This window comes from Paenibacillus sp. 10L310, from assembly GCF_056395745.1.
This window is the reverse complement of the sequence record NZ_JBFTKC010000001.1, coordinates 562,552-580,389: the sequence shown is the minus strand read 5'-3', so window position 1 is coordinate 580,389 and position 17,838 is coordinate 562,552. Positions and strand designations below refer to the sequence as shown.

Sequence of the window (17,838 nt, the reverse complement as noted above, 5' to 3'; positions counted from 1 at the left end):
CTAAGCCCTACTTCACACTTACACTTGTTATTTCGAAATACTTTTTCAGATCGATTCTTTCTTTGAACAACTTGCCTGATCCTAGCGATCCATTGGCAGTCATAGTCTGAACGAAACTTTCGTTTTTTCTATCTAATACAGAGAGATCATCCATTCCGTCATTAATAAAAGTGTCTTCTGGTGGTAAAGTTGCTGAAATTGTATTCCATTCTAAAGTTACAGTATCAAGCCTTTTATAGGCTCCATCATGTTTGACGAAGGATTTAAACATTGGCAAAGTTTCTAGTTCCACTAATGGTCTATATCCAGTAGCGGTTGAACTTGTGTTTGTTGCTATACTTCCATTGTTGTTTGCTATGAAAGCATCTGCGGATGTTCCACCTCTTTGAACTCTTCTGTCAGTAAAAGAAGGGTAAGTAGTAGAAGTCCAACTTCTAGTGGTTCCACTCCAATTCCATACACCATTGCTTCCAGCAATGATTGCTCCATTCAGCGTAGAGCTAACAATATATTTATCCCACTCATTATCCTTATCCGTTGCGTTGATACCGCCTCTGAGTAATCGATAAAGAAAGGTATAATTCTTCTCTCCCAATTCCTTTTGAACGCCAAATACAAGACCACTACTGTTCAATGCATCCCATGCAATTGTGGATTGAATGTTCCTGTCTGCAATTAAAATTTTCTTGCCATTATGTTCGTTCACAACAATAAAATAGAAATCGCCATTAGGCGTACTCGGAGGAGATGTTGTTGATATAAAGTCAGATGTTTCATCTCCTATATTCTTAAACTCTCCTGCCACACCAGCGGTATTCGAAACATAGTTACATCTAATACGCTTACCAACTTCAAGTTCAGTAATACTTGTCACTTCGTCTGGATGAAATAACCGACCATCTGAGTCTATATCTACGGCATCAAGAGCCATAAAAGTAGTCGTTGATCCACTAGATTTATTCACCATTTCTACTCGATGTCTTGATTTCGGTAATCCCACAATTTCAACCTGAAGTACTTGTGCAAGTTCTGATCCTAGTTGTGAATGAGTCCCATGCAATTTTCCATCAACGTAAACTTCGATTAAATCACTTCGATTGGTATATCGTGCTCCAATTAATCTTAACTTAGTTCCTTCAAAGTCAAAGACAATCTTGTCTCCTATTGTCGAAGTGTAATTAGAGTATCCATTGTATGCACCCGCACCAACACCGTTAGTGAACCTTCCAACATATTTAATAGAAGATACACTATCATCATATCTCTTCCATCCTGCTTCGGGGGCGGTTAATCGCGAACCAACACTAGCTAAAAGTTGTCCATTATCATCAATGTCGATAGCATCAATATCCAATCTCCAATCTCCGTTAGTTCCGCTGATAAGCTTAACTTCATGGACACCTAATGGTAGATTAGTTTTTTCATAGGTTAACCGTTGTCTTTCGTCTATTGTTGTTGCCATTTTTGAATTAAACTTTTCAGTTGCTCCATCAATGACCACTGAAATATCATCTGCAAAAGTCGAACCTATACTTGATATTAGTCTTAACTTGGTTCCGTAAAATTTAAATCTAATTTCGTTGCCGCCCATCCCTTTTGCAGAATAGTGATGGGTTGCATTGTACAGAGTTGGCGTTCCTGTTTGAGTTTGAAATATCCAATTATCTCCATGATATACAAAAGCATCGTGTGTATCGTCATACCTCTTCCATCCTGTTTCAGGGGAGGTTAGAGTGTGTCCATACAGATACCCCGTTTCATCAATATCTATAGCATCTAAAGTGAAATTTATACGATTATGACCTGTTGCAATAGTAACCGTGTGAAATGCAAGAGGTAATCCAGTCTTTTCATACACTATGGATTGCTGAAGGCTAGGGGAACCTACTGTACGAAACGCACTATACATCTCTGTTACACCATCTATCGTGATAGAGTTATCAGAATGCCTATCTGAGTAAAAGTCAGAGATAATCCTAAGCTTTGTTCCGAAAAAAGAAAATGTAACATAGTTATTGTCGACAGCTCGGCTAGTTACTCTTATACTGCCACCATAATAAACTGTATTGGATGGGGATGGGGTGGTCCAAGTTCCTATATACTTTAAGCCAACATGTGTATCATCATAGCGTCTCCACCCTGATTCGGGTGCAACTAATTGATCTCCTAATACTGCCATTCATTACACCTCCTTATATTCAAATACTGGGCGAAACCCAATATAATTCTGCGACGAAGCACTTCCTGTAAAAGCAACACCTCTATTATCGTCGCGCTGTTCATATCCTCGTACTATTCTGCTTGAAGAGGGTGCAGATAAGACTGTTCCTTTATTCGTAGTCCATGAGCCGAGAACAGGTGTTTCCTTTGCCCAACAAAACATGTTATGGTGATGCCAAACATTATCAACATTGGGTCTAGCCTTGCCACCCAAGTTGGACTTCATAATATATTTGTCATATTCATTATTACTTGGAAATGCCCCCAATCCTAAGTCCTTCATGCTCAGTTTGCCATCTTTGTCTGCATATCCTACTCCACCAGATATACTACGGACAATTCCTGAGACACCACCAAAGGTTTTAGGCAAACCTTCAATAATCTTATTTGCATTCATTGAATCCCAAGTGACAGTATGATGTCTAATGCGATCAGAGATTAAAAGACCTTTGTCTACTTTAATAGCGTACCAGTAGTAGTTGTTTAAACTTGTAGTACCAACCAACCCATTTACAGGTATTTCGTTTATTCCTAGAGTGCCATCTATAAATTGCTCTCCAGAAGAATCATATCTCCATACAATATAGTCGCCAATCTCCATATCACTTATATTTGATCTCAATACGCCTATAGTTGCTGGAACTGCCATAAAATCACCCCTTACTCACTCTGATTCCATCTACTTTTTGAAATTTCGTATTTTCAACCTTCTGACGTAGCACTATCCCTGTCGGAGTATCCGATGCTCGTTCCATGTTCAATTGATATATTCTCTTCAAGCCTAGTGAACCCGAATCGCTTTCAACAAAGGAGTTGTTGTATTTCCCCTTCTCTTTAAAATCGTCTATGTAAAAGTTCGAATATTTCTTTTCTGCAAAAATCTCAATTTTCACCTTCGCATACTTTGCAGGAGATTTGGACACAGCGCTATTAGATGAGACTTCCTCATACTCCAACCACTCAAAGCCGTCTTCAGATGTACTCCAGTAGATCTTGTATGCTGCGCCACCCGCAATATCTACGCTTGCAGCCACACCTTTAAATGAAGCAATCTTATCCTGAATCCGAATGGGAGTGGACTCCCAAGATCCATTACCAGGATAGATTGAATTCCCGTCCGCATCTTGGCTTAACTCTCTTAATTTCAACTTCTGAGCCTGATATATCGTATCTTGAAAAACACCTACAGACAGATCTATATCTAGTAGAATTTCTTGAATTGCCATATTCTCACCACCTATCTCATCTCAAAATCCAGCTTAACGAATGTCCCAGTTTATGATCCCTGCATAATTTGCCTTCAGAGGGGCTATGATTCGATCTACGACAAATCCATTTTTACGAATAACGAGTTGCCCAGGCAAGTCCAGGTTAGAAGAAATTTTTATTTGAAAGAATACGGATTCCTTTAGAGGCAGGGAACATACGCATTGAAAATTAATTTGTGCATCATTCAGGTTCATTGTTTTTTTGTAACCAAAGTTAAAACATTCAATCGTATTTCTGAAAGCCCCTGAATTCCCTTGCCCTGAAAATCCAGCCATATTCGCTTCTGAGGATCCATTTTTGAATTGGATGATGTCATTGTATACAAACGTTCTCCCGGTTAAAGGGTACTCCTGCTCATCACATTCATAAGATATGGAGTAACGATCAGCATTAATGTGGAAGACCCCATTGGCAACATTGTAATAAACTTGGGATCCTTGACCTATCAATCCGAATAACACCAACTTCTCTTTGTTGATGTCATAAAAGCGGTGTGCATGTTGTGTCTTAAGATCATACTCACTCAGATATGTTCCATCATAATAATCGGCAATCCATATATAAGCTTGAGATACAGGTGAACGAGAGTACTGTTTCTGACCTAAAATCACAGTTTTTCCTCCTCATAGATAAATAAAAAGACAGGCTACAATAGCCTGTCTGCATCATTAACTTTTCTTAAACGTAACGATAGGAGATACGTTTCTTGAACTCTTGTTTACCACTACGAGCATTCAAGGGTACTTCACATTGAATAGACAGCGTTACATAGTTACCTGCGGCGTCTTCTTGATCTCCATTATTATTAACTCCCAATATCTCTTTTGCACCCGGTACTAGCGGTGTTGCATAAGGTGTTCCAGTATGATCCACCGTAGTTTTGCCCGTAGTTCCAATAGGCTTCGAAAAGTCCTTGCCTACACGAGAGCTCTCTTCATCCAAATCGTTCTCCCCAAGTGAGTCCACTTGCACATGAAACCAGTTGTTTTTAACAGCTTCAATATCGTATTTAACCGTATCACCAGTGCCCCCGTCCATATCCCGCGTTGTAAAAGTGCAATCCTCCATTTTTGACACATCCGTCGCACCACCTTTGTTGTTCCACACATTAAAAATACGAATTTCACTTTTGGTATCTGCATCAATAACACCATAATCAAACGGTGCTACAATCTCCTTACTATGTGTTGCGTCCATCCATGTAATAATTGGTTGTGTCATTATAATCCATCTCCTTTTTTATGTTCTGATCGTTAATTGAATCGTAAGATGTTGAATGTTTGAACCGGCTTCGATGATGTTGATTCTGAAGATATCTCCAGCCTCCACTTTTCTCACCTCAAATGTAGCCTCACCATCATCTTGATGTTGAAATGCTTCAAATTTCAGTGGACTCCCCATCACATCCTGCCAGTGAATGAGATCCTTGGATCGTTCAATTCTTATTTCAGTCGCGGTATCTCCAGAAACTCCACAGTAGCCCTTTACATGTAAAATCTCGCCATCGAATGGAAAGGGGGCTAAAATCCCCAGTACTTCCGGGTACACCCGTGATTCTTTGCAAAAGACTATAACCCGATCCTGTACTTCCAACGGAATCTCATTTAATTTCAGGTGTTCAGCTGTACTCATGAGCCCATCCATATCGGAATTAACCACCTGAAGGTTTTGACCAAATACATCAATCTCTACCCATGTCTGTCCATCAAAACGATATCTTTTACCATCCTTATACGTCTGCACCGTCCAGCCTATTTCAGGAGAAGGGTATTGCATACTTAACTCCTCAAAATCAGCAACCGGACTCTGGTACACAAGTCGAGTCGTCTGATAAGCCTCTTTTGCTTTTCCGGCAGCCTGTAAGGCTTCGCCAGCAGCCTCCAGTGCCCGCTTGATAGCGAGTTCAGTTTCGCCAGGATCTCCTGGCTGCCCCGGACCGCTATGTTTCACCGCTTCTCTAATTAAAGACTCTACATGTGCTAAAGTTATCCCATTTGACATAATTCACCTACCTAAGCGTTATGTAGCGTATTTTCTTTATAAGACGGCTTCCAAGTTGATACCTCCCCCTTAACTAGGAAACCTGTCCCTGGCTTATCATTAAAGAAATTCTTGAACAACCATGCACAGCATTGCTGTGTCTGGCTTTAGAGAGGTTTTCTAATGAGACTAATGCCAGCTTTTTTGCACTCCTTGCAGTATTTCATTCGATTCGATTTTGCCAGCATTCGTTTTCCGCATACGGTACAATTTTTGATGTTTTCTCCTTTCCAGCGAGAATACTCCAACACAAAGTCATCGAAGCGAACTAACTGGAAGGCAACCTCACCATGCTCCGCAGCGAACAAAACCTGTACGTTAGTTGAATCGACACGTTGACTTTCTTTGAGATACCCTAACTGAATAAGTTTGTGCACCAATAACCCCTGATCTTTTTTGCTTACGGCCATTTGACTATCACCGTAGATTTCTTTCCATTCATGATTAATCCAGTACGTATCATTTTCATTGATTCGATTATTAATCTTGCTGTAGACCAGTAAAACAAAGGCCAATTTCTCGAGTCGTATACTTTTAAGTTGTTTGATCTTTTGAAGTTCTTCGTGCGTTACAGGTACATGATCAATCTCGATTAGCGTGCTCTTGCTTGCCTCCTCCCTTATCTTGATATACTTCTGAGACTGCTTAATGATACGATTGAGAAATGTATCCCACTGGACAGCATTGTAGTCTGGATAATACTTGGTCATAAACTGATTTAACAACGCATATGCATCTTCGGCGTTCTTCCCTTGTTGAAGCCCGTATTTAGCTAAACAAATCAACGTTTTGGTTGGCTTCTTATCCATTTTCCCATGTGCAATTGCTTGCTCGGCATGATGACGTTCATTCAGAATGATTTTCAAGGGCGCTACTCCTTCACATGCATTTGGGTCATTTTAAAGGTTTTTCCCGCGTACTCAATATCGCCGTCCCGGTCTCTAACCGGATAATGAATGATGTGATCATTGCTAAGCAATAGATTGCGAATAATTTGATCCCCGGAGACATCCCATACAAATTGCTTTGATTTTTCCGCATTTCGATAACACATGTCCACAATCATATTGCACAAATCTTCTTCGTTATTGCAGATCTCCAGCGCCTGCTCCTTGAAACGTGAAACAAACAACTGCCATCGGGCAGATCTTTCTTCCTTTTTCACCTTACTCTTGCGCAAGTTAGTCATATAGCTACGTAGCTCTTCGTTATGCATCTGATATAATCGTTGGAGCTCTTTATAACGAGCCTGGGAATATTTCCTGGTACTCTTCAATATCGTATGATCAAACGGACTCTCGGTCTGTTTTAACTTTAACTTGTTGAACTCGTCTTCCACTTGATGGCATAACCGGTTCATCACAGATGGTGCCGTGGATACAGGCATTCTCTGTTCATACTGTGCCAGGAACTGTTCCTGATCCGGAGATAGCTCCTTCTTCGAATACAACTCATCCACAGTCATGCCAAATAACTGCAAGCACTTCTGACTCGTTTTTTCTACATAGGTGGTATATTCTTTTTTCTGTTCCGGGTCATTGTATATGAAAAAATAAGGTTTCTTGTGTGCTACCATTTTCAAGGCAAACTCGTCCGTTACCGCAGCGCGAATATCATACCAGTGCTTCGGCATTTTTTTACATTCAATACCTTTGGCCTGATCAATGGCATTTTGTTGATAATGCTGACCACATTGAATTCGGTACATCATTTCCAGATATTCTGCACTATGCTCCTCATAATTGGCTAATACATCAAACATCGATGTGATTTTGTTCGTTGTAAAACCGATCAGATCACCAAAGCTGTCTTTGTTAGCCTGAATCAGATCCTTCTCATCCGGAATTTTATGGGCTGAGGTTTTCTGTACACATACAATCGCATCAAGCTCCTGAATTGCCCCAAGAATTGTGTGGTTGTCTGTAGTTAAGACCTGATCACTATCCATATCTGCACCATTTAAGGAATGTGTCGTCGTATCCCATGAATTTAAGATCGTGACCGTGTTCATATAGCGATACCAATGTTGCATCTCATCTGTATTTTGAAAACGAAGCACCTTAATATTGTTATGACAAGTCATCGGAGCTCTGAAGCAAGCTACACGGTCCACATGGCGTTCATTCCAATATCTGGAGTAGAACTCACCTGAACTCAGCAATCCTGTTAAAGGCAAGCCAAATATGCTCTGACACAATGTATAGGGATCGCCAGATATAATGCTGAAATTGCCTTTCACTCTTAGAACTCCGATCTTAGCTTCATTCATTCGTTTACGTATTAAGGTATGAATTTTGTTGCGCACAAAATGATCATCTATAAGTCGCGGGTCTACCATCAGTCCTTTGATATAATCATCTGGACTATTTCTATAATCGTTCTCATGGATGTGAATTCCTTTGAGAAATAACAGTGCCTTGCGATAGTCTTCACCCAGTACATCCTTAATCGAGTCCACCGTGGGAGTAATAAGTTCACCAATCTCGTTATCATCCAATTGGAGCGACTGAATAAACTGGTAGTTTAAATGACGCTCATCCTCCAGTTCTTCGGGTGTAACCTTCGTTACGCTGAACGTGTAGCCATAATAACCGCAACATAACAGATAATCGTCGATACTGTTGTACGAGTTCCATAGTTTGAGCATAGACGTTGTGATGATTAGGTCTACCTCAAGAATATCCACAGGATTACCCCAGGCATCGTCCACCATATACTTGCCTGCAACTCGATCAGCAAATTCGTGATAATCAAATGTAAAGACCATACCTTTACAGAAGCTATTACGAATACAAAATCCACTCGGGATATATGCATGTCCCAGCTCGGTTGCCCATCGTTCACTAAGTGCAGGAGAGATAAGACCGAACCCATCACTCATATTCATCTGAATAGGCTCATTTTTCCTACTCTCTATGCGAGGGTATTCTGTCTCGGTATCATCAATCTGAATTATGTCTGCACCAAATTCAGTTATACAATCATGAACAACCAATACCCGTTCGGGATGTGACACAGGCGTGCTTGTACTGCAAGCCAAGGCCTTATATGCCTCCAGTTTGGCAGGAACCAGTTCTTTATTGGGATCTCTGCCGTTATTCAATCTTTTCTCCAACAGCGAATGAATATCCTTACTCACATAGATGACCGTCGAACTTTTGGCTCCACCTGTCGTAGCCAATAACCGCTTGTATTTCTTGCCGTTGATGGAGAAAGCTTTCGATGAATTCAGCCGATCATAGTCTTTATTATTTTCAATGACCACCAGCAAGTAATCATCGGCAAATTTCAGGTTTTTCAGTTCTTCATGCAATTTCTTCGTTGTTCTTTTATGTTCAGCATTGGTTTTCAAGGCTTTTAATCGCTCTATTTCCAGCTTGATTCTAGCCAGATCTTGTTCCCTCTCTTTGTAGCCTCGAATACGATCGATAAAACGAAACACCTGATGGTTTCCAATAGATGCCACTTCTCCATTTACTGTCGCTTCTTGATAAGTAAGATGCAGATCATAATCCGCTTTTCTAATTCTGGAAGATGTAATTTTATAAACGTATCTCAATCGATCCTGATATGCATTGCCCATTCCCGATTCCCCCTGTTGCTTCCTGTCCTGATTAAATAAATTATAGAGTAGACCCGCACGACTGGCGCAGGCAAACAGGACGATCAGGGGATGAAAAAAGAAGAATATTTGTTCTATTCTGGGGAGAAATTAAGGGGCACTCCGGGACTAGATACATCTCGAATCGGCATATTTCTGCGTCTCTAGCACTATGATAATTTCCTTTTTAATGATATAGTGAATTGAAGCGTTTTTTTGAGCTGACATAATTTTTAACGGGGCTGGGATGAATGAAAGAAACCTTATCCAATCAAGAGGACATCGGCTTTTTATTTAATGTCGATATACTTATTAAGAGCCGCTCAAATGCATTGGCACTGCAGTCCCTGTTGGAGTTCATAAACAATGAAGAACAAATTGCGGACTTTCGGATTCAATCCGGCATAGAGCTAGGCAAAATTATTGAAGCGACACTCCAGTCCAAGAAGGACTCTTTCGTCACACTTCACAACGAACGCAAAAAAGCCAACGCAGCACAGAAGGCGTCCACTGCAGCTCAGACACCTGCCTCACCTGCTCCAGTCAAAACACAGAATCTACAGGAACAACCGGTTAGCGAGAAAAAGCCTGCCACCCAAACATCCAATGTATCCGATGGAAACTCGTTTGATGCGTGGATTGACACGCTCATTAAAGAGAATAAACTCACCCGTATTGTTGTCAATAACAAGAACGGTAAACATCAGAGCATTCCTTGCCGTATTCTGAATTTTGATCGTGATACCAGTATTGTGAGCATCTACCATGTCGATGAAAAACAGGTGTATACGTTCCGAACCAATGAAATCGATGAGTTCCTGTAACTAACTTCATCGGATTAAAACAAAAAGCAACTTGCGTTAGAATGACGGTACATTCTAACGCAAGTTGCTTTTTTAGTTCTATGGTTCATGTAGGATTGAACCCTCCGAGATTTGTTTGGACCGATCAGGAGCGATCCTTACCTCGCTGCCATACATCTAATGCCAATAACAACCATCCGGCAATAAAGGCTACCCCGCCAATCGGTGTGATGGCACCCAGAATCTTGATGCCAGAAATACTAAGCACATACAAGCTGCCCGAGAACACAATAATTCCGATAAACAACAGACGCGCTGCCCACTTCAGTTTTGTCGATGCTCCAAGTTGACCAGCCGTCAAACCAATAATGAGCAAAGCCAATGCATGAATCATGTGATATTGCACACCTGTCTCATATGTAGCGATGGCCGCCGGCCCAATCGTATCCTTGAGCATGTGAGCACCAAACGCACCAATCGCCACCGATAGCATGGTCATTACAGCTCCAAGCATCATCCATCTTCGTTGCATATAAGTTCTCTCCCTTAATTCAACTACACTTCACTCCTATTATTGTAGCGAATCCACTCCTCCTTTACCAGTCGGGGTGGAGCTTCATAGATCATATGTCTGTTTATACTTACTAAACCTATCCCTGCCCTATAAATTGTAGGAAACCAGCGTAAATCCTTGATTTTTATCGATAATTATGGAAAAGTAACAGGTATGTAATCGTTGTATTTTAAGTGCAAGTTCAAAAAGATTGGTTTTCAGTACCGAGAAGATGGGATGAAGCTAGAAATGGAGTAGCGGAGCGTAGGGAAAACTACGTGAGCAACGGACATTTCGGGTGAATCCCATATTCGATGATGATGATGCCGTTAGGCATCTTTCGTAATCAAAAGCGGACTTTTTGAACAACCTCTAAAAGGAGAATCATTACTCATCGATTAGGTTGATAACATTCAGTACGATGATTAAGGGAGGCAAGTCAACATTATGGATAATCGCGATTCCTATAATTCAGGTTATAACAACACGGATCAGAATCCTGGCCGTGCAGATCCATACAATAACAATGGGTATGAAGCATACCCGCCAGATCATGAGAGGCAACCAATGGCACCACTGAAACATTCCGGACCTGGGATCGCCAGCTTTGTCATTGGGTTGGTTGCAATCTTGGGTTATATTCTGATATTCTTTATTGCCACCATGGCTGTAAACGAGTCCATCGGAGTTCTAACCCCGTTGCAGACAGAAGAGATCGCCTTGCATCCAGCAGTGGCTCTGGCTTCATTAGCCATCCTGGTCTGCCTGATTCTCAATCTGGCCGGAGGCATCGTCGGAATTATTGGTCTTGTCCTCAAGAATCGAAAGAAAGTTTTTGCCATTATCGGAACCATATTAAATGGGATCATGATTCTGTTATTCGTTGGACTTATCTTGGTAGGCATGACGCTGATGTAACGCTTTGCATCAGCGTCATGTTTCCTTATAATTAAAATGAATGGGTTTACACATAAGTATAATCTATATTTTTTTGCCAAAATCATTGTTTTCAAAGGAGATTGACATGTCACGAATCAAAATTTTTGCGGACAGCACAAGTGATCTGGCTCCAGAATGGATCCAGCAGCACGATATCGGTATCATCCCCTTATATGTCGTGTTCGGTGAAGAATCACTGAAAGACGGTGCTGAGATTAAGCCTGAACAGCTATATGAACGTGTTAGCCAAGATGGGCGTCTTCCCAAAACAGCTGCACCTTCCCCCGCTGATTTCATAACGGCATTTCAACCTTACATAGATCAAGGGGATGAGATTTTATATATCAGCTTATCTTCTGAACTTTCCTCTACCTATCAAAATGCACGACTAGCGAGTTCCGAGTTCCCGGAAGGTCGAATATCGGTCATTGACTCACAGAATCTCTCATCAGGAATTGCACTGATGGTAATGAAAGCTGTTAATGCTGCTGATAAAGGACAAAACCTGACTCAGATTACACACCTGATTGAGGCGATGAAATCAAATGTACGCACGGAGTTTGTTATCGATACACTAGAGTATCTGCATAAAGGCGGACGCTGTTCGGGCATGCAGAACCTGATTGGAAGCCTGTTGAAGATTCGTCCTGTCATCCGGGTAACAGATGGCAAGATGGCACCTGCCTATAAAGTGCGCGGCAAACGGGAGAAAGCTCTGGAACAAATGCTGAATAATACGCTCAGCCAGAAGGATCAGATCGATCCAGACCTGCTGATTGTTGTGCACACCATGGCTGAAGAGGATGCGCTTGACTTGCAGAAGTCTTTGCAGGAACAGACGGGTGCCCGAGTTGAACTAACCACTGCTGGTTGTGTAGTATGCAGTCATTGCGGCCCGAAAACGATTGGAATCATCTATAATACTGTTTTATAGTATTACACGTTACATCGTATCGTATTACCCAATCCTTTCTTCTAGATCTGTATGTGGTACATCCAATACTTGGACTGGCATACCGTTATAACTAAAAAGGGCATTCCGAGCTTAATCGCTCAGGATGCCCTTTAATATTTTTGCTAAACTTTTGAATGACCTACACTTGGTCCATTGCTCATTATGATAATGGATCAATAACTTTTGGTCCGCAGATCATCCAGACTTTTGAATGCGTATCCTTGCTTGCGGGCCTCATCAATAATGGAACCAAGAGCCTCCGTGTTATCTTTGGATACCGAATGAAGCAAAATGACAGCGCCCGGATGGAGTTGTTTCAACACCTGTTGATGAGCATATTGTGCGCCACGCTGCACATTGGTATCCCAATCTTTATAAGCAACCGACCAGAACACATTCACATACCCTTGGGCATGACTCTCTGCAAGCGTACGATTGTTAAAAATTCCACGCGGTGGCCGTAAAAAGGTCGCTTGTTGACCGGTCAGCCGATTGACCTCCGTCTTGACCTTCTCAAGTTCCTCTCTAAGCTTTTCATTGGAGATGCGGGTCATATCCGGATGACTCCATGAATGATTACCGACAATATGACCTTCAGCCGCCATACGTTTGACCAACTCAGGCTGATCTTTCAGATAATGACCTGTCACAAAGAAAGCAGCTGGCACCTTCTTGGTACGCAAAACATCCAGAATGGCAGGTGTGAATCCATTCTCATACCCGTTATCAAACGTGAGATACAATTCCTTCTGTTTTGTATCCCCCAGGAAAATGGCATCGTTATGTTGTAAGATTGATTTAAAGCCTTCCTGATCAATGGAGGGCAGTTGACCGTTTTGACTTTTTTTGAAGCCAAAGTGATACGCTCCGGTAACCGGTGATGCTTCAGTCTGTGCCGGTACCATACTGATGGATAACAGTCCCAACAGTATATATAGAACCATTCGCTTCATTCTATCCGCTCCTGTTCCTGAAAAATTCGGTTAGTCGTTTGCACACACGAACACCTTCAGGTAATATGCCACAGGAACGGCTAATGTATGTAAATCATTAACGATCGAAACGTTTATTTTCAGGTTGTGGCGGAGATTGATGGAACAATTCAAGTAAGGTCTGAGGTTTGCCACTGGAAGCAAGCCATTCCCTCACGGTCTGTATGGCACGGGTCTGTCCATCTCCCCGATCACGCCATGTAAGCAACTCGATAACTTTGATAATCAAGGCCGACATATTGTGATTATCCAGTTCAGACCGCTCTGCCCTCAGCTTGTGATACAAAGCCTCCTGCTCCCAATCCAGTAGAATCTCATCACCGATGGTTGGCTTCAAAAGTGTATACGCTCTGTCACAACCTTTACAACGAACCGTGCTGACCTGTTCATCTATAAATTCAGCGCGGATATCCTGCTGGCAATCATGGCATTTGAACCCAACTTGTATGTTTTGTATGTTTTTGTTCATGACATTGTTCCTCCTGCTATGTGAGCATTTTGCATCATTCGATTCAAAATACTCCTTGGATATATGCATAATGCTTATGTATGTACTACATCTATACCCGATATTTTGTCGATTCACGCTTATTTTGAAGAAATCTGTAAGGTGCTATAATCTTGTAAATATGTTAAAATATTATACATATCATGGTAGGGAAAAGGCGGGATACTCATGTCGAAGGAAGAGCGCAACATAACCTGGCAATCATCCAGCATCAACAGGCAAGACCGGGAGAAGCATAATGGGCACCATAGTCGTGCCATATGGTTTACCGGGTTATCAGGTGCAGGAAAGTCATCCCTTGCATTTGCCCTGGAGCAGTATCTCTACGATCAAGGCGTACGCTGTTATGTTCTGGACGGGGATAATGTACGTCATGGACTGAACCGTGATCTCGGTTTTACAGCAGGGGATCGTCAAGAAAATCTGCGGCGAATTGGTGAAGTATCAAAGTTAATGGTAGATGCCGGGTTGTTTGTACTTTCGGCTTTTATCTCTCCTCATGAACAGGATCGGGAGATGGTTAGACAGTTATTTGAACCAGATGATTTCATTGAAATCTATGTGCGCTGTTCAATTCAAGAATGTGAGCGTCGTGATCCCAAGGGTCTATACAAAAAAGCACGCAATGGTGACATCCCGCATTTCACAGGCATTTCCGCCCCCTATGATGTACCCAAATCTCCTTCATTTATCATCGATACAGAGCAATGGTCCATTGAGGAAGCCGTGCAAGAGATCGTACAGCATTTGGAGCAGATCGGTGCTCTTCAACTGCCGCTTCCTACGAAAACAGCCCTCGTTCATTAATTCTTGCTCATTATACTAACTACTTACATGAAAGGCGCACCAATCGTGGCGCGCCTCTTTACGTGAACCCATTGCTGGTTATACCATAGATAAATGAATAAAGAGAAAAAAATACACACTCTATCATCACGTTTGAACGTCTTCTGATGTTCACTCACTCACTTACTGCCCCACAACACCCGCTTGCATGTTCAAAAGTTTGCTGAACGTCCCTACCGGATCAGTAGATAACTGCTGGTACCCGCCCTCTTGAATCACCCGACCTTCATCAAGTACAATTACACGATCTGCCGTCCGAATCGTGGACAATCGGTGTGCAATCACGATAATGGTCACATGTCCTTTTAACCGTTCCAGCGCCTCATGAATGTACTGTTCATTCTCACTGTCCAGCGCACTCGTTGCTTCATCCAGTACCAATACAGAAGGATTACGCAGCATAGCCCGGGCAAGCACCAATCGCTGACGTTCACCCCCGGATAGACGAATACCCCGATCACCAATAATCGTATCCAGACCCTGAGGCAACTTCCGTACAAATGCTGCAGAGGAGGAAAATTGCAAAGCCTGCCACATCTGTTCTTCACTTGCATTTGGATCAACCAGACGCAGATTCTCACGAATACTTGTGTGAAACAGGAATGGATCTTGGGAGACATATCCGATTGAACTTCGCCAGCTCAATAATCGTTCTTCTGACAGAGGAACACCGTCAATCAAAATACGACCAGTTTCAGGCCTCACAAGGCCCATAATCAGATCTATCAGCGTGCTTTTGCCTGCTCCGGATTTCCCCACAATTGCGGTCATACCCCTTGCTGGAATCGAAGCTTGCACATTTCTCAATGAGTAAGCATCACTTCCCTCATAGCGATAGCAGACATCCTCACAGGTGATAGATCCCTTCAGTTCCATAGGTTGAATCCCATCAGTTCCAACGTCTCCTGCCGAAGCAATCTCTTCACTAATCTCACGACTCTTCGCCGTCTGCGCTTGTAATTCTCTGACTACCCGAAATGCAGGCAGCATGGAGCTGATGTACTCCAGATTGGACTGAATTGCCGTAAACCTTGGCCATAAGCGGGAAAAGATTAGGATGATGAGCAGCAGACTTGCGGGTGGCACCGTCATTACACGGAGAGAAAGATAGATGAATGCCGCAATAATGATTGCCGCGGACATCCGGTGAATCAGCTGTGTTCCACTGTTCAATTGGCTAAACTGAATAACATTGCGTTCTATCTGTCTGCACATGCGCTCAAACCAGTTCATGTGTGAGCGCTCAAGCATGTTACTCTTAATATCCTTAATGCCGTTGAAATGCTCGGTAATGCCGTTATAATAACTTTGCGAGAATTCAGAGGTCTGATCCCCGATCTGCTTGGCGCGCTTGACGAATTTTCTCAAGACAAAAAATAATAACAATCCACAGACCAGCACAAGTGCCGTCAGCTTGGCGGATAACCAGAAAGCAAGACCGATCTGAATGCCCGTAAAGATCAGAGAGGCTGCCATTTGCAGCATAATGCTCGTTCCCTGGCTCACACGTGCAAGTTCAGTCGTTAATATATGGTTAAAATCGGATTTTCGTTTTTGGAGAAAAAATGACCACTGCGCCATAATAATGGCACCATAGGTTTCCATGCGCAGCGTTCGTACAAATTGCTGCTGGATTCGCGTATTACGGATCGTCTGGAGACGCTGCATCCAGGCCTGTCCGGAGACAATCAACACAAAGGTGAACAATACGAGTAACAATTGGCTATTTTCAGAAAAACGATTCAACACTTCACCAAGCCAGGGAATGTTTAACCCTGTGGAGCCCATCTCAAATATGCCAATCAGACTCAGCATCGGAACAAGCATGTAGATACCGATCCCTTCCATAAGACTGATACAGATCATCCCTAGCAGATTCCAATATAAGATGGGCCCCGTGACATGATGCAACTTTCGCATGAAATACCTTAATTCCGAGATCATACTTTACCCCTTTCCGTCACCGTATACCTTTTAATTCGCCGCCAGAACCAGAGAAACGGACGTAACGGAAAGTACAGAAAAAACAAAGAACGCGGAAGCGGCAGTTGATCCACATCCCATGTACTTGGATATAAACGTTCAATAAAGAAAAACCATTTCTGTTTTGTACTTCGAAGTTTAAACAAATACGATTGATAAGACTTCATATCAGCCGGACTTTCCAGCATGTCGTTCATGAACTTTGCGCCTTCGTTGGCTAATCGCTTGCCTGTACGGTCACTCAAGGACATCAAGGACCTGTACTCTACATCCAGCGGCGTATTCAGTAGCTCCGAGGCCAGATAAAGAGCCTGTGAACCAATGGATAAACGTCCCTCCGCTTTCAGACGTCTCTCTAATTTCTTCACATCAAGTGGCATGCTGCGGATCATCTGGTCGATATCCAGTAACCAGCGCAGTCTGAACCAGCCGTGTCGTGCACCATGGGTTACGAGATAGGCCCATAGGTCTTCTTGTTCGAGCATACGGACAGGTGTCTGTGTGTATGAACTGAACCGACTGCGTTTCCACAGCAATTCAAAATCGGTTTCTTTACCCGAATCCGGGTTCAGACGCCAATGGATCTCCACTTGAGTCCTTTTGACCGGATGGGTGTAACAGATATGATGTTCCCGCCATTTCCAGCTGCGCACCGTAGGTGCCCGCTCCCCTTCCTTGGATACATATCCGAGGGTAGCCAGAATGCCTTCAGCCGCTTCCACATCATCAAACGGAATCAGGATATCCAGGTCTTTGGAGGTTCGCATCGATACATCGCCATAGAGATCATGGGCGAGCGCCGGTCCCTTTAGTGTAATATTGCGGATACCGCGTTCACGAAAAGCTCCACACACCTGCTCCATTTCAGCTGTCAGATGTAACATGCGGAACGTATTGACCGTATATTGTTGTCTCAGACTCTCCATAACATCTGCAGGAATGATTGCAGAGTTGAATTCTTTCATTTTCACATAAAGGACAGAGTATAAGCGGTGATGATAGACAAGCCGCAGAAAAAGCTGCCAATCGGTTCCTTGCAAACCCGCCTTGAGTTCTTCAGGGGATAGAGCCGTCAGATCACCTCTAATCATGCTCAAAATCAGCTTAAGCTCCTTCGGAAACCCTGATG

The 17,838-nt window shown here is 42.6% G+C and carries 17 protein-coding genes; 4 read left to right on the top strand and 13 right to left on the bottom strand.

What is annotated here, in order from left to right; translation table 11 throughout:
• Positions 1-7 precede the first annotated feature (7 nt).
• The 8 genes from AC1DE7_RS02975 to AC1DE7_RS02940 all read right to left on the bottom strand — a co-directional run bounded on the left by AC1DE7_RS02975 (position 8) and on the right by AC1DE7_RS02940 (position 9,112).
• Positions 8-2,179, bottom strand: a complete 2,172-nt coding sequence (locus AC1DE7_RS02975; protein ID WP_477533713.1) for a hypothetical protein — start codon at positions 2,177-2,179, stop codon at positions 8-10.
• 3 nt (positions 2,180-2,182) lie between these two features.
• Positions 2,183-2,869: a hypothetical protein gene (locus AC1DE7_RS02970; RefSeq protein ID WP_338708252.1), complete on the bottom strand. Its 687-nt coding sequence runs from the start codon at positions 2,867-2,869 to the stop codon at positions 2,183-2,185.
• 4 nt (positions 2,870-2,873) lie between these two features.
• Positions 2,874-3,446: a hypothetical protein gene (locus tag AC1DE7_RS02965; protein ID WP_477533712.1), complete on the bottom strand. Its 573-nt coding sequence runs from the start codon at positions 3,444-3,446 to the stop codon at positions 2,874-2,876.
• 33 nt (positions 3,447-3,479) lie between these two features.
• Positions 3,480-4,100, bottom strand: a complete 621-nt coding sequence (locus AC1DE7_RS02960) for a hypothetical protein (RefSeq protein WP_255319680.1) — start codon at positions 4,098-4,100, stop codon at positions 3,480-3,482.
• 67 nt (positions 4,101-4,167) lie between these two features.
• On the bottom strand, positions 4,168-4,710 hold the full coding sequence (locus AC1DE7_RS02955) for a hypothetical protein (protein ID WP_127544355.1): 543 nt from the start codon (positions 4,708-4,710) through the stop codon (positions 4,168-4,170).
• 18 nt (positions 4,711-4,728) lie between these two features.
• Positions 4,729-5,490 (bottom strand): hypothetical protein, encoded by a 762-nt coding sequence (locus AC1DE7_RS02950; RefSeq protein ID WP_477533711.1) that lies wholly within the window; start codon positions 5,488-5,490, stop codon positions 4,729-4,731.
• A 146-nt stretch (positions 5,491-5,636) separates the two neighbouring features.
• Positions 5,637-6,395, bottom strand: a complete 759-nt coding sequence (locus AC1DE7_RS02945) for a hypothetical protein (RefSeq protein ID WP_477533710.1) — start codon at positions 6,393-6,395, stop codon at positions 5,637-5,639.
• A 5-nt stretch (positions 6,396-6,400) separates the two neighbouring features.
• Entirely contained in the window at positions 6,401-9,112 is a 2,712-nt protein-coding gene (locus AC1DE7_RS02940) for a hypothetical protein (protein ID WP_477533709.1), read from the bottom strand.
• Positions 9,113-9,381: 269 nt separating this feature from the next.
• Between AC1DE7_RS02940 and AC1DE7_RS02935 the strand changes: the two genes are divergently transcribed.
• Positions 9,382-9,954, top strand: coding sequence for a hypothetical protein (locus AC1DE7_RS02935; RefSeq protein ID WP_076318334.1), 573 nt, complete (start codon positions 9,382-9,384; stop codon positions 9,952-9,954).
• Between the two features lie 124 nt (positions 9,955-10,078).
• Here AC1DE7_RS02935 and AC1DE7_RS02930 read toward each other — a convergent pair whose 3' ends face one another.
• Positions 10,079-10,465: a DUF423 domain-containing protein gene (locus tag AC1DE7_RS02930; RefSeq protein ID WP_017689551.1), complete on the bottom strand. Its 387-nt coding sequence runs from the start codon at positions 10,463-10,465 to the stop codon at positions 10,079-10,081.
• Between the two features lie 468 nt (positions 10,466-10,933).
• Between AC1DE7_RS02930 and AC1DE7_RS02925 the strand changes: the two genes are divergently transcribed.
• Both AC1DE7_RS02925 and AC1DE7_RS02920 read left to right on the top strand, forming a co-directional pair.
• A complete protein-coding gene (locus AC1DE7_RS02925) occupies positions 10,934-11,404 on the top strand; it encodes a hypothetical protein (RefSeq protein WP_282322101.1) in 471 nt (156 codons plus the stop codon).
• Between the two features lie 106 nt (positions 11,405-11,510).
• Positions 11,511-12,359 (top strand): DegV family protein, encoded by an 849-nt coding sequence (locus tag AC1DE7_RS02920; protein WP_036669872.1) that lies wholly within the window; start codon positions 11,511-11,513, stop codon positions 12,357-12,359.
• 194 nt (positions 12,360-12,553) lie between these two features.
• On the opposite strand, the gene pdaA is transcribed toward AC1DE7_RS02920, so the two are convergent.
• On the bottom strand, positions 12,554-13,333 hold the full coding sequence (gene pdaA / locus AC1DE7_RS02915; protein ID WP_036669871.1) for a delta-lactam-biosynthetic de-N-acetylase: 780 nt from the start codon (positions 13,331-13,333) through the stop codon (positions 12,554-12,556).
• 97 nt (positions 13,334-13,430) lie between these two features.
• Entirely contained in the window at positions 13,431-13,841 is a 411-nt protein-coding gene (locus tag AC1DE7_RS02910) for a hypothetical protein (protein ID WP_127544363.1), read from the bottom strand.
• A 207-nt stretch (positions 13,842-14,048) separates the two neighbouring features.
• Here AC1DE7_RS02910 and cysC point away from each other — a divergent pair, with 207 nt between their 5' ends.
• Complete coding sequence (cysC, locus tag AC1DE7_RS02905; RefSeq protein ID WP_017689556.1) at positions 14,049-14,687, top strand: adenylyl-sulfate kinase; 639 nt, start codon at positions 14,049-14,051, stop codon at positions 14,685-14,687.
• A 162-nt stretch (positions 14,688-14,849) separates the two neighbouring features.
• Here cysC and AC1DE7_RS02900 read toward each other — a convergent pair whose 3' ends face one another.
• Entirely contained in the window at positions 14,850-16,667 is a 1,818-nt protein-coding gene (locus tag AC1DE7_RS02900) for an ABC transporter ATP-binding protein (RefSeq protein ID WP_477533888.1), read from the bottom strand.
• On the bottom strand, positions 16,667-17,800 hold the full coding sequence (locus AC1DE7_RS02895) for a nucleotidyltransferase domain-containing protein (RefSeq protein WP_243391493.1): 1,134 nt from the start codon (positions 17,798-17,800) through the stop codon (positions 16,667-16,669). The genes AC1DE7_RS02900 and AC1DE7_RS02895 overlap by 1 nt, the downstream gene beginning before the upstream one ends.
• Positions 17,801-17,838 lie beyond the last annotated feature (38 nt).